This window comes from Streptomyces sp. NPDC013187 (genome assembly GCF_042899705.1).
GTDB classification, from domain to species: Bacteria; Actinomycetota; Actinomycetes; order Streptomycetales; family Streptomycetaceae; genus Streptomyces; species Streptomyces hawaiiensis_A.
The window spans coordinates 1-26,693 of sequence record NZ_JBIBAF010000011.1; the positions used below are offsets into that span (position 1 = coordinate 1).

The 26,693-nt window shown below is 68.0% G+C and carries 19 protein-coding genes and 3 pseudogenes; 4 read left to right on the forward strand and 18 right to left on the reverse strand.

Translation table 11 applies throughout. The features are described 5' to 3' along the window. From ACFY5B_RS23565 to ACFY5B_RS23630, 14 genes and pseudogenes are all read right to left on the reverse strand, one after another. Window positions 1–110, reverse strand: a pseudogene (locus ACFY5B_RS23565) (IS5/IS1182 family transposase); the annotation flags it as partial. 43 nt (window positions 111–153) lie between these two features. Then, entirely contained in the window at window positions 154–894 is a 741-nt protein-coding gene (locus ACFY5B_RS23570) for a hypothetical protein (protein ID WP_389972222.1), read from the reverse strand. A 140-nt stretch (window positions 895–1,034) separates the two neighbouring features. Then, window positions 1,035–1,685, reverse strand: a complete 651-nt coding sequence (locus ACFY5B_RS23575) for a hypothetical protein (RefSeq protein ID WP_389972224.1) — start codon at window positions 1,683–1,685, stop codon at window positions 1,035–1,037. Window positions 1,686–2,392: 707 nt separating this feature from the next. Next, the gene (gene cas1e / locus ACFY5B_RS23580) at window positions 2,393–3,310 is read right to left on the reverse strand and encodes a type I-E CRISPR-associated endonuclease Cas1e (RefSeq protein ID WP_389972743.1); all 918 of its coding nucleotides are present in this window, start codon (window positions 3,308–3,310) and stop codon (window positions 2,393–2,395) included. 665 nt (window positions 3,311–3,975) lie between these two features. Beyond that, window positions 3,976–4,623, reverse strand: coding sequence for a type I-E CRISPR-associated protein Cas6/Cse3/CasE (cas6e, locus tag ACFY5B_RS23585; RefSeq protein WP_389972226.1), 648 nt, complete (start codon window positions 4,621–4,623; stop codon window positions 3,976–3,978). Next, a complete protein-coding gene (locus ACFY5B_RS23590) occupies window positions 4,620–5,039 on the reverse strand; it encodes a type I-E CRISPR-associated protein Cas5/CasD (RefSeq protein ID WP_389972745.1) in 420 nt (139 codons plus the stop codon). The genes cas6e and ACFY5B_RS23590 overlap by 4 nt, the downstream gene beginning before the upstream one ends. Then, a complete protein-coding gene (locus ACFY5B_RS23595; RefSeq protein WP_358448458.1) occupies window positions 4,981–5,103 on the reverse strand; it encodes a hypothetical protein in 123 nt (40 codons plus the stop codon). The genes ACFY5B_RS23590 and ACFY5B_RS23595 overlap by 59 nt, the downstream gene beginning before the upstream one ends. Before the next feature lie 87 nt (window positions 5,104–5,190). After that, on the reverse strand, window positions 5,191–6,015 hold the full coding sequence (gene cas5e / locus ACFY5B_RS23600) for a type I-E CRISPR-associated protein Cas5/CasD (RefSeq protein WP_389972228.1): 825 nt from the start codon (window positions 6,013–6,015) through the stop codon (window positions 5,191–5,193). Beyond that, complete coding sequence (gene cas7e, locus ACFY5B_RS23605; protein ID WP_389972230.1) at window positions 6,012–7,187, reverse strand: type I-E CRISPR-associated protein Cas7/Cse4/CasC; 1,176 nt, start codon at window positions 7,185–7,187, stop codon at window positions 6,012–6,014. Before cas7e ends, cas5e begins: the two co-directional genes overlap by 4 nt. Window positions 7,188–7,210: 23 nt before the next feature. Next, window positions 7,211–7,885 (reverse strand): type I-E CRISPR-associated protein Cse2/CasB, encoded by a 675-nt coding sequence (casB, locus tag ACFY5B_RS23610; protein WP_389972232.1) that lies wholly within the window; start codon window positions 7,883–7,885, stop codon window positions 7,211–7,213. A gap of 28 nt (window positions 7,886–7,913) precedes the next feature. Then, window positions 7,914–9,524: a type I-E CRISPR-associated protein Cse1/CasA gene (gene casA, locus ACFY5B_RS23615; RefSeq protein WP_389972234.1), complete on the reverse strand. Its 1,611-nt coding sequence runs from the start codon at window positions 9,522–9,524 to the stop codon at window positions 7,914–7,916. A gap of 63 nt (window positions 9,525–9,587) precedes the next feature. Beyond that, entirely contained in the window at window positions 9,588–12,287 is a 2,700-nt protein-coding gene (locus ACFY5B_RS23620) for a CRISPR-associated endonuclease Cas3'' (RefSeq protein WP_389972236.1), read from the reverse strand. Window positions 12,288–20,274: 7,987 nt separating this feature from the next. After that, on the reverse strand, window positions 20,275–20,532 hold the full coding sequence (locus ACFY5B_RS23625; RefSeq protein WP_389972238.1) for a DUF6221 family protein: 258 nt from the start codon (window positions 20,530–20,532) through the stop codon (window positions 20,275–20,277). A 33-nt stretch (window positions 20,533–20,565) separates the two neighbouring features. After that, window positions 20,566–21,425, reverse strand: a protein-coding gene (locus ACFY5B_RS23630) for an IS5 family transposase (RefSeq protein WP_389972240.1) whose coding sequence is annotated in 2 segments (ribosomal slippage) — window positions 20,566–21,083 and window positions 21,083–21,425 — 861 coding nt in all. Because the reading frame shifts where the segments join, the coding sequence is not laid out codon by codon here. Between the two features lie 409 nt (window positions 21,426–21,834). On the opposite strand from ACFY5B_RS23630, the gene ACFY5B_RS23635 reads away from it, so the two are divergent. The 3 genes from ACFY5B_RS23635 (at window position 21,835) to ACFY5B_RS23645 (ending at window position 23,329) form a co-directional block, all read left to right on the forward strand. Then, window positions 21,835–22,341 (forward strand): hypothetical protein, encoded by a 507-nt coding sequence (locus tag ACFY5B_RS23635; RefSeq protein WP_389972242.1) that lies wholly within the window; start codon window positions 21,835–21,837, stop codon window positions 22,339–22,341. 27 nt (window positions 22,342–22,368) lie between these two features. Next, window positions 22,369–23,046: a hypothetical protein gene (locus ACFY5B_RS23640; protein ID WP_389972244.1), complete on the forward strand. Its 678-nt coding sequence runs from the start codon at window positions 22,369–22,371 to the stop codon at window positions 23,044–23,046. A 109-nt stretch (window positions 23,047–23,155) separates the two neighbouring features. Continuing rightward, entirely contained in the window at window positions 23,156–23,329 is a 174-nt protein-coding gene (locus ACFY5B_RS23645) for a hypothetical protein (RefSeq protein ID WP_389972246.1), read from the forward strand. A 19-nt stretch (window positions 23,330–23,348) separates the two neighbouring features. Here the strand turns inward: ACFY5B_RS23645 and ACFY5B_RS23650 are convergent, their stop codons facing one another. Then, entirely contained in the window at window positions 23,349–23,960 is a 612-nt protein-coding gene (locus tag ACFY5B_RS23650) for a hypothetical protein (protein WP_389972248.1), read from the reverse strand. Window positions 23,961–24,058: 98 nt separating this feature from the next. Continuing rightward, window positions 24,059–24,433: a hypothetical protein gene (locus ACFY5B_RS23655; protein ID WP_389972250.1), complete on the reverse strand. Its 375-nt coding sequence runs from the start codon at window positions 24,431–24,433 to the stop codon at window positions 24,059–24,061. A gap of 405 nt (window positions 24,434–24,838) precedes the next feature. On the opposite strand from ACFY5B_RS23655, the pseudogene ACFY5B_RS23660 reads away from it, so the two are divergent. Then, a pseudogene (locus tag ACFY5B_RS23660) lies at window positions 24,839–24,997 on the forward strand (IS5/IS1182 family transposase); the annotation flags it as partial. Here the strand turns inward: ACFY5B_RS23660 and ACFY5B_RS23665 are convergent. Together ACFY5B_RS23665 and ACFY5B_RS23670 are read right to left on the reverse strand one after the other, a co-directional pair. Further along, window positions 24,979–25,431: a DUF5959 family protein gene (locus ACFY5B_RS23665; RefSeq protein WP_389972252.1), complete on the reverse strand. Its 453-nt coding sequence runs from the start codon at window positions 25,429–25,431 to the stop codon at window positions 24,979–24,981. The pseudogene ACFY5B_RS23660 and the gene ACFY5B_RS23665 overlap by 19 nt on opposite strands. 127 nt (window positions 25,432–25,558) lie before the next feature. Then, a pseudogene (locus ACFY5B_RS23670) lies at window positions 25,559–26,409 on the reverse strand (IS5 family transposase). Window positions 26,410–26,693 lie beyond the last annotated feature (284 nt).

The following is a 26,693-nucleotide window of genomic DNA, read 5'->3' on the forward strand; positions in this document are numbered from 1 at the left end:
TCGAGCGTGCGGCGGTGGTCGGCCCATCGCCGCCCGCGGACCGGATCGGCCGGCATCAGCGGCTCGATCCGGTCCCACATCGCATCGGTGATCACCAATCGGACGGACATATCCGATCAACTGACCAATCCATCAAAGAGACACGCTCTAGGCCTATGGCGTTGTGTCCGGTGATCGCAGGATCGGGTTCCAGGCGAACCAGCCCAGGTTTCCTGCGCCCAGTTCCCACGGGGACTCCAGCAGCAGTTTCCGGGTTGCCTCAAGGTCCGCGGTGACCGAAGCAGGAACGGGACCGATGCGGGTCATCAAGTTGCCCCGTGCGTGCCAGAACTCCTCGTCCTCGCCGCGCAGCCTGCGTATTGCCGCGTCCACGCAGGCTGGCCATTTCGGCATGCCGTAGTGGTCGTGGTGGGTCCCGATCCGGGGAGCGCCGGCAAAGACGAGGAAGTCGTCCGGCGGCAAAACCTTCTCGAAGTGCCAGAACATGTCAATGCGCTGTTTCACCTGCTTCTTGATCTCCCCGAGGAATCCCCAGCCGAAGTCTGTCAGGGTCCCCTCGCATCCCGGCCAGACCGTGTCCCGGTCCAGAAGCAGGTCCTCCAGCTCATAGAGACGGAACTGATCGTCGGAGCCCAGGACGTCGAAGGCCTGCCGGGTGAGCCAGGTGTTGCGGGCGAACATCGTCCCGTCGTGCAAGGCCCTACGTCGGCTGGTCGGCCGGGAGGGGTGCGCGTCCTCGATCGGACCGTTGCGCCACACGGACAGGACGAGCCCGTGAGCCGCCGCCCACCGCAGTCCGTCCTGCGTCGTGAAGACACCCAACTCCTCAAGGCGCTGCCGTGCCCAGCCCAGCGCATCCTGAATGTCATCGCTCACCGGCTCGCTCTCCCCCATGACTCCCCGCTCCCCGCTCTTTTTGGGTGTTCGTGTCATCAGCGATGCCGCGCCCGCAGGAAGGGCCGGCTCGTACGCGAGCCTCGCCGACACACCCCTGTGCCTCTTCTGGGACAGCCGTGGCGCCCGGCACCCTGCTCTCAGGCGGATGGGGGCCGTTGGGCGGCCGTGCCGAGCCCGCGCAGTTCAGCGCGGCGGGCCTGCATGAGTTCTTCCGGCTGGCGCAGGGCGGTGTCCAGGAGCCACACCCCGCGGCGGAACGGCTGGAAGCCGATGCTCTCCCACAGTGCAGCGATCTTCTTCTTCGCCTGGAGCCGATAGGTCTCGGAGACCTGCTCGCGGTCCTCCGGGTACTCGCCCATGCCGGGAAACACCGCTACCGCGCAACAGCCCCCGGACAGGCGGCGGATCGCCTCGCTGGCCAGAGCCGGGCCCAGCCCGAAACCCCTCCACGCCTTGTCGAGACTGACGCGGTCGAGGATCAGCAGATCACCAACGGGATGTGTGACCGCTTTCTCGAACGCGGCGCTGTAGCCCGTGCGTCCGGAACGGCCAAGGACCACGGAGACAATGACCTCAAGATCGCCGGATTCGGCGTCCGCCGCCTCCCACCGATTGTCGCCGGTGCAGTCACGCAGCCTCCACAGGATCAGATGCCCGATCTTGGAGCCCGCGGCTGGGGCCTGGCCGCCCCCGTCCTCCTCTTCGTCTTCCCACTCCTCGTCACCCACCGCCCCATACGTGACCGTGACGTGCCAGGGTTCCAGCGTGTCCTCGTAGTCGTACGGCACCGCGGGATGTCCATGGCCGTAATGGAGGTGAAGACGGGCGGGATCTCCCGGGAGTTCACTCACCGGCCGTTTAGGCATCCCTGATGTCATGCCAGAGAGACTAGGATCAGGCACTGACATCCCACCGGGAAACGGCATGAACAAGACTGCGGACCTGGGCTGGTCCCGTTTGGGCTGAGCGCCTTGGCCCGGCTTCTTGACCGAGGGCGTCACTTGACGCCGGATGTGCCAGCTCGTCCATTCGACTGCCGTACGGATCGTCAACTCCGCACGGCAGCTGACCCAGGCGACGAAACGGCACCAGCGGAGACGCGCGCGTCGTGGAGCGCTATCCGCCCGTCGCCGACCACGGGCCGATCGGGACCTCCAGACCGCCGCGCTGGTGATCTCCGAGAGAGTCGCCGCCTGAGGGGCGACGCCCACGCTTCGACTCGCCCAGCGTCTTCGCGTCCCGGCAGTCCGCACCTACGCCACCTCACCAAGCCGTCGGACAGGCAACGTGGAAGAGGGCAACCGCAGCGTTCCATCGACCACCACTACCGGCGGCTCCGCAACGCTGAGCAACCAACGCCCGCATTGCGCAGATCTAAGAAAACTGCAGGTCAAGGGACCTAAGCCAATGCAACCCCAAACATTACCCACCAGTAGATCTCGGCACGTCCCGCTCACCGAACCGAGCAATGACCCGGTCAGCCTCGAAGGACTGCTCACTTCGAGCAGGGCCGCAACAAGAGGTGGACCATCTGCACGTCGCGCCGTTCGGAGGGTTTCTCGTCGGTGTCGTCGTCGGCTGTGATCGTGTGAGTGTGTGGCGGGGTCAGCAGGGACTGGACGTCTTGGACGATTCGGGGCAGGAGGCGTAGGAGCCGGAGGTTGTCACGGAAGCGGCGGCGTACTTCTTGTTCGGGGTTGTCGGAGTTGTGAAGGGCGAAGGCGAGAGGGAGCGTGATCTCGGCTTTGTAGAGGTCGGCGATGTCGTAGACGAAGGCGTGCTGGGTGCCCGTGTGGACGTAGCCGAGGGCGGGAGAGAGTCCGAGGGCGAGCAGGGCGGCGTGGACGACGCCGTACAGGCAGGCGTTGGCGGCGGACAGGGCGAGGTTGACGGGGTCTTGAGTGTCCCATTGGTCGGGCCGGTAGTTGCGGCGGAAGCGGCCGATGCCGTGCTGCTGCGCGAGGATCCTGTAGAAGGTCTTCATGCGCTCGCCTTCCATCCCGCGGAGCTGTTCCAGGGTGACGGATGCGGGTACGTCGGCGTCCTTGAAGCGCTTCCGGTACATCTGGACGGCGATTTCGAGGCGCTGCATCGGGTTGGACCATGTGGTGACCTGCTGGTGCAGCCAGTGGGTCGTGAGGGAGTCCGGGAGAATGCCGGCGTAGGCGCGGACGCCGCCCGCTCCGACGCAGACGACGCTGGTGCCGTGGCGTGCGAGGGTGGTCAGGGCCGGGGTGGTGATGGAGACGCCCGGGCCCAGGAGCAGGCAGGACAGAGCTGCGGTGGGGATGTAGACGAGGTCGGTGTGGTGTTCGTCAATCTGGATCTGCGCGCACACTCCGGTGTCGTCCTGTACCACTCGGACCATGTCCAAGTGGAGGAAGGACAGGGAGTCAGAGTCCTCCCCGCCGATGCGCGAGTGTTCCGATCCGCGAGCTGAAGGCCAAGCGGACCAAGCTGTGCTCCCCGCCGACGCGGGGGTGTTCCGTACCGGATCGACACGCCGCATCGTGACGGTGTGTCCTCACCGCCGACGCGGGGGTGTTCCGCCCAACCAGCTCATGGTGTACGGACAGACCTTGCCTTCCCCGCCGACGCGGGGGTGCTCCGCCCGGATCGCTGCACGACGCCATCGCCGCGCCGGGTCTCCCCGCCCAACCTGGGTGGCGTGCGGGTACTGAGCGTCCTCTCCGCCGACGTGAGGGTGTGCCGTCATTCTGCTCGTCCGTGAGCTGGAGGGCCGAGTCCTCCCCCACCACTGGGGTGCTCTGCCGACCAGCGACACCGTCCCCTCGGCACTGCGGTCCTCCCCGCCGGCGCGGGGTGTTCCGGCGTCCCACTCGTACGCGTTCGCGCCGTGGGGTCCTCCTCACCGACGTGGGGGGTGCCTCTTTCCCACGGGTCGCCCCCGGCATCGGCGGGGGGCTGAGCGATCCACACGCGGGGTCCGGACATCCTCCCTCCGGCGAAAAGGACGTCGAGGTACAAGAAGCACAGGAAGTCGGCGACGCCGGGGATAGCAGGGCCAGGGCGGTCGCGGCCAGGCGCTTATGGGCCTGACCGCCGTCGAACGTGGGCTCATGCGGCCGCGCGGGCAAGGCTGAGCAGCCCAGCGCCGTAAGACTTGGCCCGTCCGATGCCGACCAGTACGGCCTCGGCCAGGGCGTCAGGGTCGGTGACAGTGGCGGTGCCGTCGTAGCGCACCAGGTGATGCCGCACGGCGGCGGCGCTGTCACCGCTGCCGTGCACGGCAGCGACCAGGGTGGGCAGCGCTGTGGTCAGGTGCAGTCCGGCCTCGTGGGCGCGGCGTGCCCACCACTGGTCGGCGTCCGGTCCGGTGAGCGCGATACGTTTGCCACGTCGGCCCTTGTTCTCCAGTGGCAGGCGTTCGGTTTTGACCGGGTTGACGACGATGCGGTAGCGGACGGCGAGGCCCTTCTGAAGGGCGTTGAACACCGGGGTGAGGTCTTTGACGTCGGTGTGGCCGTAGTCGTCGGGCAGGCGTGTCGGGTCGAGGGTGGCGGCCTGGACCAGGAGCGTGCTGAAGGTGTCGGTTACGTCGAGGCGGTACAGGAGCCCGGCCGCCTGTCGGGGACTGCCGCCCAAGCCGTCGGGTACCAGACGCATAAGGGTGCGGTGCATGTCGGTAGCGTTGCGCAGGTCGCGCTGGACGGCGCGGCTGTGGGGATTGAGGCGGATGCGGGCAAGGGCCGCGCTGGGGCTCATGCGGCGCCCTCCTTCATGGCGTAGTGGACCAGCTTTGTGGGCAAGGTGTGGGGCCGGTAACCAGGTGCAGGGAGTAGCGTTCCCCGGTGCGGTGGAGCTGGCATCGTGCGTAATTGCGGCCGTGCAGGGCGAAGCAGAGGGGCATGTCGTACACGGTGTGCACGTCTGCTTCGCCGACCGCCGGGCCGGTCCACCCGGACGGTGAACTCCAGAGCCGCGTACCGGTCGAGTGCGCCTGTGTCCTGGTAGGTGATGCCCTGCGCCGCGGCAAGCGCGCCGAGCAGCGCGGAGCGCCTGGGGGACGGGGCGGTGTCCCCGTCGGGGGTGAACGCCGAGCGTTCGCCCCCCCGGACTGCATCAGGCCGGCCAGCCGGAGTACGAGCCCGTTCGCGCCCGCGCTCTGGCGGAGCAGGCAGCGTCGATGAGGGTGTAGCAGGAGTCGTACGCCGCTTCGAGCGCGTCGGGGAACATCTGCACCATGCTCTGGCACGGTCGAATGCCCTGCACATTGCCGCTCAGTTCGGCGAGCCTCGCGAGAGCAGGGCACGATGGGGGCTAGCCATGCAGTCACCCGGTGCTCCTTTCCGCCGTCGCGAAGTGGGTGTCGATGTAGTTCTGGAGCGTCTCCAGGTAACCGGTGCCGAAGCCTTTGTAGGCGGCGTCCGGTAGGTGCACGGCACGCCGGTACAGCGGCCGAGGCCGGTACCGGCGTGCCAGTGGTGCGTAAGACATAGGCTCGTCGGTGACCTCGCTGCTGTGGTGATCCCCGTCGCCCTTGTCCGGGGCGTCGGAGTTCACGGGGAGCGCACCGAGCGGTCTGTCGCCGTAGAACTCAACCGGCTGCCGGCCGCTGCGCGGCCTCTTGGCAGCCAAGGGCAGCTGTACCAGGTGGCGCAGCGGATCTTCCCCGCAGCCCAGCAGGATCGGGCCTTCCGGCGGGCATGACCGGCGGCCGAGAAAGAGCGGCCAGTACGGGTCACGCAGGGCAGCGGCGCACGCGTGCAGCAGCGCTTCATCATCGGACGTCAGCGCGAGCGTGAAAGCAGCGTCGGCTAGGTACTGGCGCCTGGATACCAGAGTGCCCTTACCCTCGGGGCGGTGTTTTCCGTCGACAGTGATCACTGTCTCATCGGCAGGCAGTCCACCGCCGACGGTGTGGAAGTCGGACAGCACGACACCGGGTCGGTCGACACGTACGGTCATCGACAGCTCCGTGAGGTCGCCCAAGGACGCCTGGCGCACTCGCCCAAGACCTGCGGCTAGCATGCCCACGATGCCCGACCGGGTGGGGAATCGGGCTGTGTCACGTCGCGCGTACTTGCTGTGCGTGCCCCAGGACTGGAGTGGGCCTGCCAGACGCAACAGCAGCCCTCGGGAGGGGCGGTCGGTCACTGCGGGGCCTCGGCGAGAGCGAAGTCGACGGTAGCGGTGACGAGAGCGTCGAAGGACGAGTGACGCTCGCCGAGGTGCTCGAGCTTGTCGAACTGGAGGGAAGCATGTGCCGCGTGCAGAACTCGGTCGGGGCCGAGGAGAGTGTTCGCGGCCTTGGCGTACGCATCGATGCCTTCCACGGAGCGCCCGACGAAGCCGCCGTGTCCGGCTGATCGTACGGGTTCCTCGAAGGCTGCGGCGAACGACAGCGGCCGGTCGGAGCGGACCGCCACGTGGACCAGATGCGGGATGGTGTGCGGGGCGGTGGAGTTCTTTTTCGCCTGCGGCAGGGACTCGATGAAGGAGAGCAGGAACTGGCCGACGAGCTCGCGGGCGGCATCGAGTGCGATCTCGCTGTCATCGCTCAGATTCTTGATGAGTTCCTTGAGATCGACGGTGGCGAACCGGTAGAAGGTGCCGGTGCTGAACTCGGCAGTGCCCATGTGGCCACTGCCCGTTTCATCATCCTTCGCTTCGGTGACATCGTCGACAGCTGCGAAGTAGTCGAGTTCGACCTCAGTGGTGTGCGTGGTGAAGGCGTGCGCGACTTGGACGGCACCGTCCACATTGGCCTGGTCGACCTCGGTGAGCATGCGGCCGAAGAGGTTGATGACCCCGTTCCTTTTGACAAGGATCTTGTCGATCTTCCCTTTCAGGGCGCTTTCGGGCTTGTTCTTTCCTTTGCCGGTGAAGTCGGTCGTGAGCGCGTCCTTGTTGGCTTCGGCGATGTCGGCCAAGTCCTTGACAGCGTCTTCGGGAAGATAGACGAGCGCGTTGGTCAGGACCTTGTTCGTGATCGGTTGCCTGTCCTTCCCCTTGGCCACCTCCCACTTGATGCTGCTCCCCGCCGCAACATGCGCGCCCGCGCGTTCGGCAAGCGCCTTGTCCCACCCACGCTCGCGAAGCACCTCGGCGACCCGCTCGCCGATACGGCGTGTGCGCAGCGCGTTCTCGCTGAGCGTGTCCTGGAAGTGCTTGCGGGTAGCCCGCTTCCAGGACTGGCTGGAGATGCGGGTACGCAGGGCGTCGCCGTAGAGCATGCTTTTCACCGAATTGGTGTCGTCCCGATTCAGGTTCGCGTAGGGGACTGGTTGGACGACGTGGATGTCGATGAAGCGTGGCTTGAGGTTCATCGGGGATCTCCTGTGGGTGAGGGTCAGTCCTGGTCGGCGCCGGCCGTGATCCGGTAGAAGTCCTGCAGCCAGCGGCGGCTGATACGCCCCGACTGGTACGGCCAGTCGACGAGGTCTGCCAGCAACTGTTCCCAGTCGATTGAGGCGTCGGTGGTGCGTACCTGATTCACCGCAGCAGGGAGGTGCAGGTGGATACCGCGGAGGCTCTGCCGCGTCAGGAGGTTGATACGGCTTTCTGCGGCGCTCATCCGCATTGAGGCGCCCTTTGCGGTGACGGCTTGGCCCAGGGTGGCACCGAACGAAGAGCCATACGGGGTCGGCCCGGGCGGAGTCCCCCTCTCGTCCGGTTCTCCCCCCTCCCGAGGAGCCTGCTTCTTTGCCGCCCCGTGCTCATCTGCGGTGTCTTCGTCGTCTCCCTGGTCGGGTGAGAAGGCGTGTCGGGGCTGAGCCGCGATCAGCGAAGCTACTGTGTAGTGAGCCTGCGCTGTCTTGTCGTCGCACCCTTCCGGCAGTCGCGGCGTCAGCAGCCGGTGCATGGGGCGTGTGCGCGGGTGGTCCAGGTCGCGGCGCAGGCCCGCGCGCAGCGCCGCACGGGCACCGGGGTCTGTGCGGCACAGATGTTCAATGTGTGCGGTGAATGCGGCGTACGTGGCGCGATTCCTCTGCCGCTTGCTCGCTTCAGAAGCTTGGAAGGTCACAGCTTGTCCTCGGGTCGGCGGGCGACGGTCACGACTTCTTGGCCGCACTTTTCGTCGCCAGTTGCTCCATCGCTTTGTGCGGGTCTTTCAGGGCGGCGAGAATGATGGCCTTCGCCCTGGTGACGGCCTTGGCGCCTCGTGGTGTGCGCGTCACGGAGCCGGTCACTGCCTCGTAGGCGTCGAGCGCGTGCCGTCCGAAGGCTCGGCACGCGGCCTCGAAGTCGAATCCGGTGTCCATGGGTCCGCCAGAGCGTGTCAACTGCCGGAACCGCGACCAGAACTCGTCCTCCGCCGACGGCCAGTACCGTGCCGCGACCGCATCCAGCCAGGCCCCCGGATCGTTCCTCTTGTCGTCCGTGTACTTCAGCCAGGCTTCCTTGGTGGCCTGCTCCAGCCGGTGCCCGAAGAGCTCGCCGAGTTCGCGGAGCTGGCGTACGGGCCGCTCGGTGCTCGCCGCATCCTCTTCCACTCGGGATAGGAGCACCGGGGTCACAGAGTCGAAGTACTGGTGGTTGGCTGCCTGGCTGGCGTCCTGTTCGAAGCCGAGGGCGCGTACCCGTAAGTACTCGCTGACGTCGAAGGCATGGTCCATGACCTTCGGCTGGATGGGGTTTGCGTCGTCCAGTTGCTTGAGCAGGAGGGCGTCGATGTCACGCCACAGAGAACGGGAGGAGCATGCGAGCCGGGGGGATGTCTTCCCGTCCTTGGCGATGTCCCAGATCAGGTAGTCGTCTTCCGGCCGGATCCGCTCGGCGTCATAAGCCCAGGTGATGTACGCGTCGGCCGTATGCTCGCCGTCCGGGGCGGGGATGAGACAGAGTGCGTGCTGTGAACAGGCGGTGAGCCGTGAGCACGGGCCCTGCGGCTCGGGCATCGGCTTGAGCGGGTCTGGGAGGTCTTCGCGCTCCCATGGGCACAGGTCCGTGTGCCGGCTGACGTCGCCGTCCGGCGGTGTGAGACCGGCCAGCAGCGTCAGGAGCAGGTTGTCGCACTGCGGGTGGTACGACAGCGCGGCTCGCAGTGGTGAAGCTTTCGCATAGTGGCTCCTCACTTGCCCGACCGCACGTCTCGAAAGGGCGCCGGGGTCTCCCCAGTAATGCCAGGTCAGCAGCGATAATGCCGTCTGCGAAAGATCGAGAGGTACGGGAGTGTCGTGGCTCCAGTGCTCGAACCAGGAGTGGTTGTTGCCCGCTGCCCGGCTCATGACCAGCTTGTGGACGCCGGCAGTGTTGTTCCTATCGCACTGGTCAGGGAGGCGGGGGTCCTGGAGCCACGGACGATCGCCGTCGAACAGATTGAAGCGGTGACTCCACTGACCGAAGTAACCTTCGATGCCGGCTTGGCGGCCGTCAAACAGGTCGATGCTCTGCTCAGGAAACCCTTGTTCGAGGACCTGTTCCCGCCGGTCGCCCCAGCTTCCGGGCCCTGCCTCGTCCAGAGCGGTGATCCGGGCGGTCAGCGCGTACAGCAAGCGCAGCAGCGCCGAGTGAGCCGGAGCCTCCGGGATCAGCAGAGTACGGATCTCTCGAGCGTGCACAAACAGATCCCTGAGCCCCACTTCAGGTGGGCCCGACTGCCCGTTCACCCATGCGACCGGAATCCATGGCTGGCCGATCAGATTCGACGCAGACGTGTTCACGCCCCTCCCCCATCATTGCGCGTCACCAGATCCTAGAAGGACAAGCGGGGAGGATGTGGGCCGTTAGGGCAACCGGTCGACAGTCAGGCCCAGTTCGCTTACGTGGAACCGGTGCCTCTCGCCGGTTCGCACCCACGTACCGTCTTCCCAGGTCATGTTCAGCCGGAGGACAGTCTTGAGGGCGGCCATGTCGCGCCAGACGCTGTTTGCATCGCCCGCCACGCCGTCGACGAGTCGCTGCGGTACTGGGATCAGGTAGGGGACAAGCTGGCCCGGCTTCGGTCTGCGCTTGGAATCGTGTGCAAGCTTCTCCTTGAGGACCCCGTCCTCAAGGAGAGACCCCGGGTACAGGCACACCACATGCACCATCTCCTCGCCGAGCACGGAGGAGAGCAGTTCGGGCTCCATACCGGGGTGGTCGCGGCTCAGCAGGCCGAGGTCGCCATCCAGCTCCCGCGGCCCCGGCACCTGCAGCCAACCTGCACTACCGGTGGCTCTTCGTTCTCGGACCGTCCGCCGATTGTCCAGCTGCTGAAGCTCACGCGCCGCAGCCTCCCCCAGCCTGTCGACGAGTTCGTCGGCGTACACCTCATCCAACAGCAGGGGCACTTCCTCCGGCATGGAAATCGTCCTGCCTGCCCCCAGGACTAAGTCAGTACGCCGCACCAGGGCGGCGTCGTCCAGTTCAGACTTGTTGTCCGCTCGGAGCACCACGAGCCGCGGCTGGTCACCCGCGCCCTGTGCCGCACGGGCCAGCAGGTCCGCGAGCGGCGCCGGCCCCGATACGACGAGGTCGAATCGCAGACCTCTGACGTGTTCCAGCATCGGCGTCGTCACCAGCGCGGAAGGGCCGCTGATGCCGCCGTGGGGAGAGAAGGTTTTTCGGCAGGCGGCGAGACGCCGCCATCGGTCCTTGTTGCGCATCTGTTCATGAACCAGGGTCACATCGAGTCCGGGCAGGTTCTGCGAGAGCTGACGGAACGTACGGATGGCTTCCGCAGGCGTCGACCGGTAGACGACGGCCCTGCCGTTGCCGGCCTCGACCAGGGGCACAAGAGCCGCCTGGATCTCGTCGTACGGTGCACCATCAAGGACCTTGATGCTGAGCGTGCTAGCACGAACGGCTCCCGCAGGCTGCCAAGGCAGGTGCCCGCCTCCGGAATGAGCATCCACGAACGACCACGCCGGCAGCCGGCGAGGCTGCACCATCGGCTGCCTACCCCCTCCAGCGCCACGGCGATAGGCCGCCAGCATCGCATCAACCGATTTGTCCGCAGACATCGCGGCCAGGACAACTGGAATCCGCAGCGCAGCGGCCCACTCCAGAAACCGGAGCATCAGCTTCTGCCCCCAGGCACCGCGGGCATGGGCCTCGTCCACCACGACGACCTTGCCGGAGAAGGCAAAGAGTCGCATCACGTTGAACTTCACCGGCATGACCGCCTGGAGAAGTTCGTCCACCGTCCCCGTGCCCAGCGGGGCAAGCAGTGCGCGGTGATGGGAGTTGAGCCAGCTGTTCGCTGCCGGGGCCCACTCCTCACCAGGCTCCGCGCTGACATCACCGGTCGCATGGGCCTGCGCCCACTGCTTCGCGGCTTCCGCCGGCTTCAACCGCGAAGAGCTGTGAAGCAGGAGCGACCGCCAGGGGCCCGTCAGGGCCTGCTCAGCGAAAGCATGCACCTGCGCCATGTGGCTGTCGGCCGATGAACCGGTCGGCAGCGCATAGAAAAGACCGCGCGCGCCCGCTGCATGCCCGAGGACCGCCGCTGCGCGAAGAGCCGCTTCCGTACGCTCCTCCGACGGCGAAGACGTCACCACCACCAAGCCCGGACCGTGTCCAGTCACCAAATCAGGCAACTGGCCCTCCATGCTGGCCAAAAGGCTGGTCTCATCCGCACACTGAACCGGGTCTGGCCGGGCGAAACCCGTCCCGAGCAGGTCGGTCTTCTGCACCAGACGGAGAGCCGCCTCGCGGGCGATCTTCCAGTAAGCGTCCAGGTCTTCAGGAGCCCCAGCCCATCCCTCCTCCCTGAGCCTGGCCCGGATCTCTACTTCGATGCTGGCCAGCCAGTCCGACAGGGTCACCAACCCCGTCAGAACGACAGCCGCTCCGGGCGTCATCCGCCCTTGCGGAACCGAGGTCGCCCCTGTCACTCTGCGCACCTCATCAAAGTGGGCCCGCCGCTGCTCCTCCCAACTACTCGTGCCCAGACCGGGGTGACGGGCGACCGGGCACCTGTAATCCTTGCTGTAGACGGTCGGGTGGTAGCGACCGCCGTGCCCCCCGAGCATTTGGGCCACCGCGTGACTGAGCTGGGACTGCGGACGCCGCTTCGACGACGGATAGCCGATCTCCTCGAAGATCCCCGCCAGCCACCAGTGCGCTGCCGCCTCGTGCGACTGCCTGTCCTGCGCGGCGTCAGCCGCGAATCGGTACCCCTGCTCACCGCCCAACTCCTGCGCCAGCAGCTCTCCATCCGCCTTCTTCGGGCCGCTCCGGTGGAGCTGGAACGGCACGCTGATCTTCCCGATGTCGTGCAGTCCCGCCCAGAACGCCGCGAGCGCCCGCACCTCCTGGTCCGGAACCTGCAGTGCCCCGACCACCACGCTCCGCTGGTGCGAGGTCAGCAGTTCATCCCAGACGACCTCCGCAACGGCTGCCGTATCCAGCAGATGACAGATCAAAGGGTGCGTGCGGTGAGCCCCGCGGGCGTTCTTGCCCAGCCCGGCAGCCTTGCCCCACAGGCGGGAGTCCAGGGACATGGGGTACTCCTTGTCGCGGATGCAGTGCAGGCGTGCCTCAAAAGGTCGCGGCAAAAGGACTTGACCACAACTCCCCCTTCATCCTGCTGCACCTCGTTGAAGACCGGAGGGGGGAAATTCCCTCAAGCACTGCCACACCAATGTGTTTCCGCCGTAGAGTACATACCGCTGCACGCCTCCCTGGGAGGTGCGCGGAGCCTGATTGACTCTCCAGGCGACGACAACGCCGAGACGAACGCACGACCCTCCCGAGGGATGTGGCGCAACCTCGGCCCAGTTTGCGCTCTGGAGATGCAGTGTCCCGGTTCCTGCACAGGTTCGTCCTGCGCCGTGAGGCACTTCTCGGTACCTCACGCGTAGTGGTCAGCGCGGTGATCCGTGCTCTGATCAACGAACTCGTCAGCTGGCTCTTCTGAGCCAACGGTGACGGACCCCAGGGGTCCGTCACCCCTTATGTGTCTTATGTGCAAACGCTCCCGCTTGCCGAACACATTGTGCGCAGCCGGGTTACCCCGCAAGACGAGACGTCCGGCTACAAGCAGACGATGCCGACTCCACACGAGCGGAGGTGATCCCGCCCTCGCTGCTGCGCTGGACGGCACGCGTCGCCTCGAGCGTGTCGAGTCGACGTACCTGGGCGTGCAGCAGGGCCCCAACAGCACGCTCGTGTCCTACTTCAACAAGCTGGCCAGGTGGCCCGCCCCTCCGAGACTTGTCCTCCCCGCCGACGCAGGGGTGTTCCGTGTGGCATGCAGAACGCGGACACCGGATGGAAGGCGTCCTTCCCGCCGACGCGGAGGTGATCCGCGGTCCGGGCGACGGCCCAGGTTCTTCTCGTCGTTCTCCCTGCCAACGCAGGGGTGTTCCGCTCTGCCCACGCCACCAGTCGCCAGCCTGGTCGTCCTTCCCGCCGACGCGAGGGTGTTCCAGCCCAGCCGGTTTGATTGATGTCCCACCGGTAGCCTCCCTGCCGATGCGGGGGTGTTCCGATCGCACTCGACAAGCACGGCTTCGCCACACCGTCCTCCCCGCCGACGCGGGGGTGTTCCGCGGTGGGCTGTGAAGGCCGGCATCACCATCGAGCCCTCCCCGCCGACGCGGGGGTGTTCCGGAACTCGACCTCTGCGGATTCTGCGCCCTCGTGTCCTCCCCGCCGACGCGGGGGGTGTTCCGTGGCTGGCCAGACGCTCGGCGCCCTCAAGCGTGTCCTCCCTGCCGTGGCGGGGGTGTTCCGTCGGTACCGAAGAGCACCGCGTCGCGCTCGTCGTCCTCCCCGCCGACGCGGGGGTGTTCCGCCGTACCCGTGGCAGGTCCCGCCCGAGCACATGTCCTCCCCGCCGACGCTGGGGTGTTCCGTTGATCTGGTTGATACGGCTCACGCCCGCGACGCCCGCCCCACCGACGCGGGGGTGCGCCGAAGTCGCCGTCCAGGCCCAGCTCCTCGTTGACCGGCTCCCCGCCGACGCGGGGGTGCTCCGCGGGCCATGCCCACCCCGCCCGGGTCGGCGTCGTCCTCCCCGCCGACGCGGGGGTGTCCGTTTCCGCCACCGCTCGGGCAACTGTGGCCGCAGTCCTCCCCCGCCAACGCGGGGTTGTTCCGGCGACGCCTCTGCCCTTGGGCAGGTGGAGGGCGTCCTCCCCGCCGACGCGGGGGTGTTCCGTCCGCGAACGAGCGGCTCCTGCTGCTCGCCGAGTCCTCCCCGACGCGGGGGTGTTCCGGTGATCGCCGCCCCGAACGCGTCCAGCAGCACGTCCTCCCCGCCGATGCGGGGGTGCTCCGTTCGCCGAGATGCAGGCCGAGCGTGAACGCAAGTCCTCCCCGCCGACGCGAGGGTGTCCCGCCGACCCCATGTCGCAGGGCGCCGGCCTGCACGCCCTCCCCGCCGACGCGGGGGTGCTCCGATCGTGGCCCTGCCAGAACCCGTCAGGTCCCGGTCCTCCCCGCCGACGCGGGGGTGTTCCGGTGCCGTCCGGGCTGGCGATCGAGGTCGAGGAGTCCTCCTCGCCGACGCGGGGGTGCTCCGTCGAGGTGTCCATACGTGAGTAGGAACTGGTCCTCCCCGCTGACGCGGGGGTGTCCCGTCCGGGGCGATACCGAACCGTGCCGGGTCGTCGTCCTCCCGCCAACGCGGGGGTGACCGGTCACCGTGGCGACCCCCATGCCGAAGCGGGGGTGTTCCGCTCTCGGGGCGCGGGACGTCGAGGGCCAGGCGCTCCTTCCCGCCGACGCGGGGGTGTTCCGGTGATGCATCCGCCGTCGTTGTGGTGCAAGAGGTCCTCCCCGCCGACGCGGGGGTGATCCGTCCCGGCAGGTGCACTGCAGGGTCGCGCCGTCGTCCTCCCCGCCGATGCGGGGGTGTTCCGCGCATCACCTGGTCGAGCTGGTGCACGTTGAGGTCCTCCCCGCTGATGTGGGGGTGTTCCGATGCCTGCGGCTAAGCCAGCCACCTCCGGGAATGTCCTCCCCGCAGTCGCGGGGGTGTTCCGTAGTCGGTGCCCTCGGTCGTGAGGTTGAACGTGTCCTCCCCGCCGACGCGGGGGTGTTCCGTACTCCTCAGGACGAGCCGGGTCCCAGCCAGCGTCCTCCCCGCCGACGTGGGGATGTTCCGCTGGCGATTGCTCTGGACCGCCGGGTGGACAAGCCTTCCCCGCCGACGTGGGGGTGTTCCGAAGGCGTACATCCTCGTCCCGGCCGGGATCGCCGCGGTCCTCCCCGCCGACGCAGGGGGCGTTCCACCTGTCGGCGCGCCAACGGACCCGATCCAGTGGTCCTCTCCGCCGACGCGGAGGTGTTCCGTCGGTCAGCAGCTTCCTGTGGAGTGAGTGCTGGTCCTCCCTGCCGACGCGGGGGTGATCCGGACTGCGTTGTGGCAACCACGTTGCCGGGCAGGTCCTCCTTGCCGACGCGGGGGTATTCCGTAGTAGCGCGCCTCGTTGTCCTGCAGCAGGTCGTCCTCCCCGCCGACGCGGGGGTGTTCCGGAGGCTGGTAAGGCCGTCGAGCTCACGGACAAGCCCTCCCCGCAGACGCGGGGGTGCTCCGAGGTGGCGAGGCTTGCGTGTCTCTCTTTCTACGGTCCTCCCTGCCGACGCGGGGGTGTTCCGGTGGGGGCCTCCGGCCAGGAGGCGGAGCCGACGTCCTCCCCGCCGACGCGGGGGGTGTTCCGACGCCCGAGCCGCGGGAAGAACCCGGGGCCCTGTGTCCTCCCCGGCCGAAGCGGGGGTGTTCCGCAGCTGGCACCCCGAGCCAGATCGGCGCCTTCGACCTCCCCGCCGACGCGGGGGTGTTCCGCAGACATGCGGCCCGGCCGGTCCAGGTGTCGAGTCCTCCCCGCCGACGCGGGGATGTTCCCACGACGCCGTCACCCACGCCCAGGACGCCCCGTCCTCCCAGCCGACGCGGGGGTGTTCCGCGGAGGGTGAGGTTGGGGTCCTCGATGAGGACGTCCTCCCCGCCGAAGCGGGGGTGTTCCTTCGGACGTCCTCGGCGGTCTGACGATCGGGTTGCCCTCCCCGCGACGCGGGGGTGTTCCTCCCTACCAATGGGCCGGCAACGGCGACCCGTCGTCTTCCCCGCCGACGCGGGGGTGTGCCGTTCGCCGAGGACTACGACCTGCTCCACAGCGCGTCTTCCCCGCCGGTGCGGGGGTGTTTCGCTGGCGATCGTCCAGCGGTGCGCGTCGACCTGGTCCTCCCCGCCGACGCAGGGGTGTTCCGTACGTCTACCGCGACGTGCGCATGTGCCTGGAGCCCTCCCCGCCGACGCGGAGGTGATCCGATCTGGAACAACCTGACGAAGCCGATCCTGATGGCCTCCCCGCCTACGCGGGGGTCCGGTCTGGACGACGGAGATCGGCGGGTGGCTCCAGTTCTCCCCGGCGACGGGGGGGTGTTCCGTCATTCGGGTCCGTACCGGGGTGGCGGACGAGTCCCCTTGCCGACTACCGCGACATGGACCTGCTGGCGGTCCTCCCCGCCGACGCGGGATTCCGATGCCTTGCGCGCCGCGATGCCCGCCGCCGTGCCGTCTTCCGCCGACGCGGGGGTGTTTCCGCAGGTCGGGCCGGTTCAGTGGTCCTCCCTGCCGACGCGGGGGTGTTCCGTCATCCAGCCAGTGAAGGACGTAGACCCCGTCGTCCTCCCCGCCGACGCGAGGGTGATCCGTAGCAGCCCTGGACCAGGATGTTGCGGGCCGGGTCCTCCCCGCCGACGTGGGGGTGTTCCGCCCGACCCCGCCGGCCCCGTGGCCGGATACTGGTCTTCCCCGCCGATGCGGGGGTGTTCCGTCGTGGCAGTAGCCCTCCACGTACACGCCGGTGTCCTCCCGGCCGACGCAGGGGTGTTCCGGTCTACGGCAGGGAGCCGACCGTGTGGCTGGCGTTCTCCCCGCCAACGTGGGGGTGTTCCGTTCGAGGCGCAGCTGGCGGCTGAGGCGCAGGGGTCGTCCTCCCGCCGACGCGGGGGTGTTCCGTTCCGCAGAATGCCCGAGTTGCCGATCGCTTCGTCCTCCTCGCCGACGCGAGGGTGCTCCACCTCCACAGGGCAACTCCGGCAACGCAAACCGGTCCTCCCCGCCGACGCGGGGGTGTTCCATTCGGGGGACAGCGCCCCGTATGAGTTCGGGGTCCTCCTCGCCGACGCGGGGGTGCTCCGTACGGCGTCACGAAGGGTGCCGTCTACCTTCAGTCCTCCCCGCCGACGCGGGGGTGTTCCGGCGGTGCCGGACCAGTTGGAGACGATGAGGTCGTCGTCCCCGCCGACGCGGGGGTGTCCCGTCGAACGCCTCGTGTGCGAAGACCTCGGTACGGTCCTCCCCGCCGACGTGGGGGTGCTCCGGCGATCCGGCTGACGTTCCGCGTCGCGGACGTGTCCTCCCCGCCGCCGTGGGGGTGTTCCGTGGGTGGCGTACCGGCCGTAGGCTCGCTGCACATCCTCCCCGCCGCGGGAGTGTTCCCTTCTCCCCCGCCGTGGAATCCGAGGTGGCCCGGCTCTCCCGCCGACGCGGGGGTGCTCCGCCGATGCTTGATCGCTGAACATCGGTGAGGGCGTCCTCCCCGCCAACGCGGGGGTGCTCCGCCGGGGTCGTCGTGAGTGCGGCGGATCCGCATGTCCTCCCCGCCGACACGGGGATGCTCCTGCCCGCAGCCTGGTCCGCAAGGACGACGCGGAGTCCTCCCCACCGACGTGGGGGTGTTCCGGCCGGCTACACCCGGTCCGACAGCACCTTCCGGTCCTGCCCGCCGACGCGGGGGTGATCCGGACTGGGCGGTCGGAAGGCGCTGGAGCTGGTGTCCTCCCCGCCGATGCGGGGGTATCCCGTAGGTCATGGAGCGCGGCACGTCCGGGAGCAGGTTCTCCCCGCCGACGCGGGGGTGTTCCGTTGCGCCGCACGGGCGGGACGAGCAGGGGGTTGTCCTCCCCGCCGACGCAGGGGTGTTCCGGTCGGGAGGGACGGCGGAACCCCTGAGCTGGTGTCCTCCCCGTCGACGCGGGGGTGTTCCGTCCCGCTTCTTCCCCTTGGCGACGGACCAGTTGTCCTCCCCGCCGACAGGGGGGTGCTCCGATCAGTTCGAACGATCTCGCCGGACGTTGTGGTGTCCTCCCCGCCCACGCGGGGGTGATCCGGACCAGGCGAAGGCCCTCGCCGACCAGATGGGGTCCTTCCCGCCGACGCGGGGGTGCTCCGCGCTGGCCCGTCGGGTGGCAGGTCCAGGTGGTGTCCTCCCCGCCGACGCGGGGGGGGTCCGCTCTACGAACGCTTCACCGCAGTGCAGGAGGCGTCCTCCCCGCCGACGCGGGGGTGTTCCGATGCTCACGCAGGACGCCACCGTGGCGCTCCCGTCCTCCCCGCCGACGCGGGGGTGCTCCGGTTCGTCCGTGAGCATGGACGTCGCCGCCATCGTCCTCCCCGCCGACACGGGGGTGTTCCGTCCGCGGTCCTCCTCGGCATCCGCGAGACTGGGTCCTCCCCGCCGACGCGTGGGTGTTCCGCCGTCCTTGCCGAACTGGTCGAGGGAGGGGACGTCCTCCCCGCCAACGCGGGGTGTTCCCCTACACGGTGCGCTCGGGTGACACCCTGTGGGGTCCTCCCGCCGACGCGGGGGTGATCCGATCGGCGCCCTGAACGCGGTGGTGCTCGCCGGGTCCTCCCTGCCGACGCGTGGTGTTCCGCGGATTCCGCGGGAGACGACGAACTGTTGCCCGTCCTCCCCGCCAACGCGGGGGTGTTTCGACGACCGGGGCATCGAGGTCATGAGCCAGATCGTCCTCCCGCGGACGCGGGGGTGCTCCGCGCTCGGGTGCCCGGTACACGGTCGCCGTCGTGTCCTCCCCGCCGACGCGGGGGTGTTCCGTTGATGCAGGCCCGGTTGTTGACCGGCAGGTAGTCCTCCCCCGCCGACGCGGGGGTGTTCCGGTGTTGCCCGAGGCGTCAGCGAACCCCTTACGGTTCTCCCCGCCGACGCGGGGGTGTTCCGGCCATCAGCCTGTCGGCGCGGGACCGGGCGTCGTCCTTCCCGCCGACGCGGGGGTGTTCCGCCGCAGGCGTTCCACGCCGTGACCCAGATGCCGTCCTCCCCGCCGACACGGGGGTGTTTCGCTGGATCGTCCAGCGGTGCGCGCCGACCTATTCCTCCCCGCCGATGCGGGGGTGTTCCGGACCCGACCATGGCCGTGATCCTGTCCCTGGAGTCCTCCCCGTCGACGCGGGAGTGTTCCGCCGACCGCCGCCGGATGGAAGGCGCTCGTGCTGTCCTCCCCGCCTATGTGGGGGTGTTTCGTGCGTCGACGTCGACGGCAAGGTGATGTACTCGCCTCTCCGCCGACGCGGGGGTGTTCCGTTCATCGACGCGAGCCACTTCGGTGCCGGCGCATCTTCCCCGCCGACGCGGGGATGTTCCGTCGCCGTTCTGCGCGAGGATGCCCGTGCCGCTGTCCTCCAGGCCGACGCGGGGGTGTTCCGGCCATCGGCAACACCGGACTGCTCAGGAACTTGTCCTCCCCGCCGACGCGGGGGTGCTCCGCGCACCGACTCCCGGATAGCCAAGGAGATCCGGTCTTCCCCGCCAACGCGGGGGTGCTCCGATCCCGCTGATTACCCAGCCGGGCCAGGCCTGGCTGTCCTCCCCGCCGACGCGGGGGTGTTCCGCGGATCACGTTCGTCTTCTGCGGCTCCTCGACGTCCTCCCCGCCGATGCGGGGGTGCTCCGGGCTGGGGCAAGGACCCGTTCCTCGCGGTCCTCTCCTCCCCGCCGACGCGGGGGTGTTCCGGCCATCGGCAACACCGGCCTGCTCAGGAATTTGTCCTCTCCGCCGAAGCGGGGTGCTTCGTCGGGCAGGGGGCCAGGACGGTGTCGGTCTTGTCATGCCCGCCGACGTGGGGGTGCTCCGCGCTTCAGTCACTGTCCGAAAGCGATCGGTCGGCCCTCCTCGCCGAGGCGGGGGTGTTTCGAAGCGGAAGGACCCTCCGCGTGGACGAATCCTCCCCGCCGACGCGGGGGTGTTCCGGCCGCTCCGCCGGTCCTCCGCCGGTTCTTCCCGCCCTCCCCCGCCGACGCGGGGGGTGTTCCGACGCGCATGGAGGCTTGCACGGTAATGAGTGAGTCGTCCTCCCCGCCACGCGGGGTTGTTCCGCTCGTGACCTGCACATTCGCGGCAGGAAGGGCGTCCTCGCCCAGCCGACGCGGGGTGTTCCGTGCAGGATCTCACCGTTGGCCAGTCCGAACCCGTCCTCCCCACCGACGCGGGGGTGCTCCGATCCAGCCGCGCGCATCGATGAGCCGTCCCATGTCCTCCCAGCCGACGCGGGGGTGCTCCGCCGCGCTCCCTCGCCCAGCTTGGATGGCCTCGTCCTCCCTGCCGATGCGGGGGTGTTCCGCCGTAGATACGGCCGACAGTCGCCCGACGCAGGTCCTTCCCGCCGACGCGGGGGTGTTCCGCGGTGGGCTGTGCAGGCCGGCATCACCATCTAGGGACTGTCTCGTTGAAAGGCTATGGGCGCCATTCCTGCTGGTAGGCGGGGTGTTCGGCGTATGACTGGCCAAGGACTCGCAGCGCATATGCCAGGCCGGCCGAGCGGGAGTCCGAGGGGTCCATGGCCTTGTAGGCATTCGCCAGTTGCTCGATCAGGTCGAGCATGGGGAGATGGCTGTCGAGAAGAGCTTCGCCGCCCAGGGTGTCGGCCACGTAGGCGTAGGCGTGGTTGTCGTCCATGATGCGTGCGAAGAGAAACTCCACAAGATCGTCCATGTGGCCATCCTCGCGGGCAAGGTGGTTGGGCGGTCAAGCAGCTGTCCAGATGAGGATGGCGGCGAGGTGGAGTGCGGCCTGGTAGGCGATGGCGAGCTTGTCCGTTCGCATGGCCAGGCCGCGCCATTGCTTGAGTCGGTTGATGCACCGTTCGACAGCGTTGCGCTGCTTGTATGTCTCGGCGTCGAAGGCTGGTGGGCGGCCTCCGTCGCGGCCTCGCCGCAGCCGGTGGCCGACCTGGTCGGACAGCTGGGGGATGACAGCGCGGATTCCACGTCGCCGGAGGCGATTGCGGATCGCGCGGGATGAATACGCCCGGTCCGCCAGGACGGTATCGGGTCGGGTTCTGGGTCGGCCGGGTCCGCTTCGCAGAACACGGATGCCTGCCATGACGGTCTCGAAGGCCGGGGCGTCGCCCGCCTGGCCTGCGGTGACGCGAAGGGCCGGGGGACGTGCCCGGCTGTCGCTGGCGAGGTGAACTTTCGTGCTCAGGCCGCCGCGGGAGCGTCCGAGGGCGTGGTCTTCGGGTTCGGCCCGGCCTGGCGCCCCTTTTTCCTGGCACCGGCAGCGTGCTGGTGAGCCCGGCAGACGGTGGAGTCCACCGAGACGGTCCAGCCGATGTCGGCATCAGCGTCGGCTGCTGCCAGAACTGCGGCGAGGATGCGTTCCCAGGTGCCGTCCATAGCCCACCTGATCAGGCGTTTGTGAGCGGTCTGGAACGAGCCGAGCTGGTTTGGCAGGTCCCGCCAGGGCGAGCAGGTGCGGTACTTCCACGCGATGGCTTCCAGGGTTCGGCGGTGATCGGCCCATCGCCGACCGCGGATCGGATCGGCCGGCATCAGCGGCTCGATCCGGTCCCACATCGCATCAGTGATCACTAATCGGACAGCCATATCCGATCAACTGACCAACTGATCAAAGAGACACGCGCTAGTACTGCAACGGTGCTTGCCGTGACTGATGGCCAGGTCACGGGCTGTGTCCGCGTCGTTTGTAATCCGTCTTCAAAGATCATCCGGGTGGTAGATCACGGTGTCGTGGTACGTCGTCATGTCCCCGGGCCGTTGCAGCACTCGCTGGCCGTGCTGTTCGCTGCCAAGTGCGCCCCGGGCGGGGGCTGGGACAGTGTGGAGACCGAGGGTCAGGCCGGTGTGGTGTCTTTTGGGTCGAGCCGCCGGAGGGTGAGGAATCAGCCGTCCGACGGTCCGGTCTCCGAAGGGGAGCTGATGTCGGTGTTCGCGCGGCTGGCGAGTGCGGCCCTTCGCGGAGTTCCTCAGCGAGCTGGACCAGGTGCCGCAGGACGTGGACCGGCTGACGACGGCGCACTGGAATGCGTGGCGGCTGAGCCTGCCGCCGATCACGACCGGGTACAGCAAATACTCCATCGTGGCGGGCCTGCTGCAGCAGGATGCGCGGCTGGCGCGGCCGGTGCGGGAGGCGATGGCTCAGCGGTTCGCGTGGACACCAGGCCGCGAACTGACGTATACGCAGGAGGAGTTCACGGCCATCCGTGTGGCAGCGCGGCGAACGTTTCGTACGGCGCTGCTGCGGATCAGGGAGAACTCCGAGCACCTGGCTGCTTGGCGGGCGGGCCGGATCGAGGCGGGCGGCACCGCCTGGCTGCTGGGCGAGGCGTTGGACGTCTTGCCCCGCACTGGTGACGTGCCCGTCTATGACAAGCCGCGCACGATCCGCAGGCGCTACCGGGCGGCGCTAGCCGGCGGCTCGTCGCGGTGCACCTGGGGGCGGCTCTATCTGAGCCGCAAGGAGACGGCCGCGCGTGAAACTCGGACTGCCCGACGACCGTAAGAAGCCCCAGCACAAGCAGAAGGGGGAATGACCGTGACCACCGCCATCGACACCCTGCTGAACGAAGCGCAGATTCCCGTCTCCAGCACCAAGCGCTTCGATGTCGCCGCCGCCCTGCGGCGGCTGGCCGCCGACGCCTCCCGCCGGACACCCACCGTGGAGACCGCCCGCGCCGCCCAGGCCGGGCAGCGCCTGGAGGTGGTGTGCCGGTGGCTGCTGAACGAGCCGGACGCCGCCGCCCATGTCGACAAGATCGCCGACGGCCCGGGCCGCGGACCGCTGACCGGAGAACAGATGGACCTCGACGGCGCGCTCGTCTTCGCCTGCCTGCTGTACCTGACCGGCCACCAGGAATCCGCCCAGTTCTGGTGGCAGCTCGCCGCCGGCGCCGGCAGCCGCGCCGCCGCCTACTGCCTGCACCTGCACCACCTGGCCCTCGGCGAGACCCGCGCAGCGTGGCACTGGTTCCACCAGCTCACCCATTCCATGGCCGACACCACCCCGCCCGACGCCGCCTTCCTCGAGGGCCTGGAGATTGTCGCCCGGTACGTACGGCACAACGGATCCCGCGCACTCGCTCCCAGCGGCCGCCTGGAGAGCGAGGTCGACCGGCTCGCCGCACGCACGCCCGACTGCTCCGTCATCGTCGCCCGGCCCGACCGCCAGCTGGTCGCCCGCCTGGAGGAGTTCACCGCAGGCCGCTGACCAGGTCATCCAGCACAGCAAAAAGGGGAGCCCCGCCCAGGCCACCGGTTCCGAGGCCACGGCCAGGCGGACTCCCCACACAACGCCGCTTCAGACAAGGACGTCTGCCATGCAGCCTAACTACCACCCACCCCACGCGGGCAGGAAACGACTCACCACGCTCCGGCAGCGGATCGCCCGCCGCCGGCGCATCGCCCTGTCCCACATGCTGCGCGGCGCCTGTTACGGCATCGGCACCGGAGCGATCGGCCTCGCCTTCATCTGGCTGGAACGCCTCATGTAGCCGCCCTCATTCAGATGCTCTACCAGTTGGTCAGGTCCACGAGGAGCTCGCAGTGTGGGTCGTCCAGAGACGGTCTCTGGTGCTGCGCTTCCTTGATGAGACTCGGAAGGGAAGCGATCAGGGCGGTGGTCGCGTCGGTCAAGCGAACGTCGACGCCGACGGCTCCTGGGCGTTCGGGGTGCTGGACGTACAGGCGCAACAGGCTGTCGCCCAGCATCAGGAACCCGATCAGGAAAGGGTTCTCCTCGTCGTCGGGCTCGGACAAGGCGCGTACGGCGGTGAGGGTCTGGCCGTACTCCGCTTCCGGGTCCGGGGTGATCTCCTCGGGATGGAGGCGGACGACGGTCATCCCCATGGCTTCGCTGATGTCGCTCGTGCCGTAGAGCTGAGTCCCCGCCAGCACGGTGCGCAATATGCCGGGGATGTAGTACGGAGCAACGGTGTCGTGGGGGATCTCGTACAGGAAGGTGGTGCCGTCCTCGTCGTCCCCGGCATGGACGGCGACCCGGACAGCGCCGGGCGCGGGCAGAACTCCGCGAAGCCGGCAGCCCTCGGCCAGGGGGCTGTTGAGGTAGTACAGCAGCAGGCGGCTGACCGCCGCCTGCTGCTCACGGTCTTCAGAGTCGATCACTGGTTCATCCATGCAGGACACTTGTTGTGCGGCTGTTGCGGCAGAAGGCGTTGATGACGCCGATCTTCTCTCCGCGGCCGGCGTCGTACTTCTTGTCCTTAGGTCTTACGCGAGTACTGAACGATCACCACGAACTTAACCTGCGCTGGGCGCCCGCCGGTCCTGATGGCGACGCCGTCGTACTCCAGTCGTCCGTGACCGTCGTCTTCGTCGACCTTGTCTTTCAGTGCCGCGTTGAGGATCGAGCACTTCTTGATGTTGTGCCGGTGGGTGAAGTGGTTCCAACCGAAGTCGGAGTTGCCGTATCGGGTGACGATCTTACGCCCGTCGGCGTCGGTCGACGTGCATTTGACCCTGTGGTCCCAGGGGTGCGGTACGACCGGGGCGGGCCTGGCCTGCGCGGGCAGGGCTGTACCGGCCAGGAGAGCTGCGGTGGTCAGGGCAGTGACCCCGATCGGAATGATCTTCCTCATGGCGTGGGCATGGCATTGATCTAATGTGTCCGCACTACAGTTTTGGGCCGCATCATCCTTTTCCGGCCACCTCTATGAGGCCAGGCGGAACGCGGGAACGAAGTCGCTCGAGGAGCGAGGGCCGCACGCGAGCGGACGCTGGTCGGGCGCAGATGGGCCCCTTTCAGGGCTTCAGCGCAGTTGCACGATGTCCGGTTCGTGATCATCTGAGGCCGAGGAGTGCGAGGGGCGGCGAGGATCGCGGACTTGCGGCGAAGGCCGGCCGCGATGTTCTTCACTCCGGCCGTGCGGTCATGGTGCAGGTCCTCGACCTTCCAGTGTTCGCGGACGAGTTCGGCGAGCTGGGCCGTGGTGGCCTGCTCAGCGGCCAGGCTGGCGACGGCGTAGACCGTCTTGACTGCGCAACGCTGGGTCGTGGAGCGCGCGTTCGCCCATCTGCACTGGTTCAGCCGTCTCTGGATCCGCTGGGAGATACGCGACGACATCCACGAAGCCTTCCTCAGCCTCGGATGCGCACTCATCTGCTGGCGGCGCCCGGCCGCAGTTCAGCGCCGCCACTCATAGGCACCCGGTGAAGACTCCAGCACTTCGCTCGGCCACTCCTGCAGCACCTGCCCGAGCAGCTTCCGCTGCTCGTCGATCCAGCCCTCTTCTAGACTCATGGGAAGGAACACGGAGACGCACGAACTGCCCAGATCTTCTACGCGGACAGCGACAGTCTCATGCTCCTCGTTGTACGGCTGGATCTCGATCTCAGGGCTGTGGTCGTCATCCCTCCAGCAGATGTCCTGACCAGCAGCAAGCAGGTCCAGAGCACGCGACCACGCTTCCAGGTCGGAAGGGAACAGGGACATGGCCAACCGACCGCCGACGAAGCTGCTGGTCACAATGACCTCTGCGTCGAGCTGGTCGTGAAGATGCAGCACGCCCGGCGACCTACGCCCCAGCACACGCACCCGGAAGCTGTTGTCGCCATCCGAGAGGCTGATCAGTTCCACCCTGCACCCTCTGCCCTGCCCGCTCACTTCTGTCAGAGCTCAGGGTCCCTGAACCAGATCAACAGGCACAAGCAGGTTGTCCCCGCCTCATTCCGATAGGAGTTCTTAGAGGGCATCTGATCAACGTTCAGGCCGTTGTGGTAGTCATGTCCGTTTCGATACGCCAGGTTGGCGCGGATTCTCCCGTCAGTTCGCGGGACATTTTGTTAGCCATCGCCCAGTGGATCATTGCTCGAGATCTCTGGGGCAGGGCTTCGTAGTCCCGGGCCAGGCGGCGGTGCTGCATCACGCAGCCGAAGGTCCGCTCGATCACCCACCGTTTTGGCAGGGGCTCGAACCCCTTCGCTCGAGGTCGCTGCACGACTTCCAAGTCGATGCCGAGGAGGGCGCCGTGGTTGAAGATGCTGTTCTGGTATCCGCCGTCGGCCCAGACTTGGACACGCTTGGGTGGTTCGCAGCCACGCCGTTGAGCAGGAGCTTGCCGCCGGTGGTGTCCTGCACGTTCGCGGCGATGATGACGACGGCCAGCACGAGACCGAGCGTGTCCGTGATCAGGTGCCGTTTGCGTCCTTTGATCTTCTTGCCGGCGTCGATGCCCTGGCTGGTCTCGGCCACGTTTGCCGAGGTCTTCACGCTCTGCGCGTCGATCACGGCCGCGGTCGGCTCGCCTCTGCGGCCGTGGGCTTGGCGGGTCTTGTCACGTAACAGGTCATGCACCTGCTGGGTAGTGCCGTCCGCTTCCCACTTCGCGTAGTAGTCGTAGACGGTCTTGTACGGCGGGAAGTCGTGGGGCAGGTACTCCCACGGGATGCCGGTGCGGTTGACGTACAGGATCGCGTTGACGATCTCCCGCAAGTCATGCACCCGGGCCGCCGTGCCGGGACCGGTCCGTCTCGCCCGCCAGGCGGCGAAGACCGGCTCGATCAGAGCCCAGCGGGCATCGGACACATCACTGCGGTACGGACGGCGAGCACTCACGCACCGTGCAACGACCGCCAACGCCGCCAGTCACAAAAGCATCCCAGAACACCAACTACCTAGATCAGATGCCCTCTAAGTAAGACATCAGGGTGGTGACGGCTATCACGTAGGTGGGCAAAGCCGTATGCAGGCACGTCCGCTTCCTTCGTTCGCTCCAGTAAGACGACTTGAACGTAGCCACCCGCCTTGCACGCCGCGATCTACCTTCGAGGTAAGCCCCGGACGGGCCGCTCAGACCCGACCCCGTGGCTCACCGCAGACCACTGGGCGGCCAAGATTGC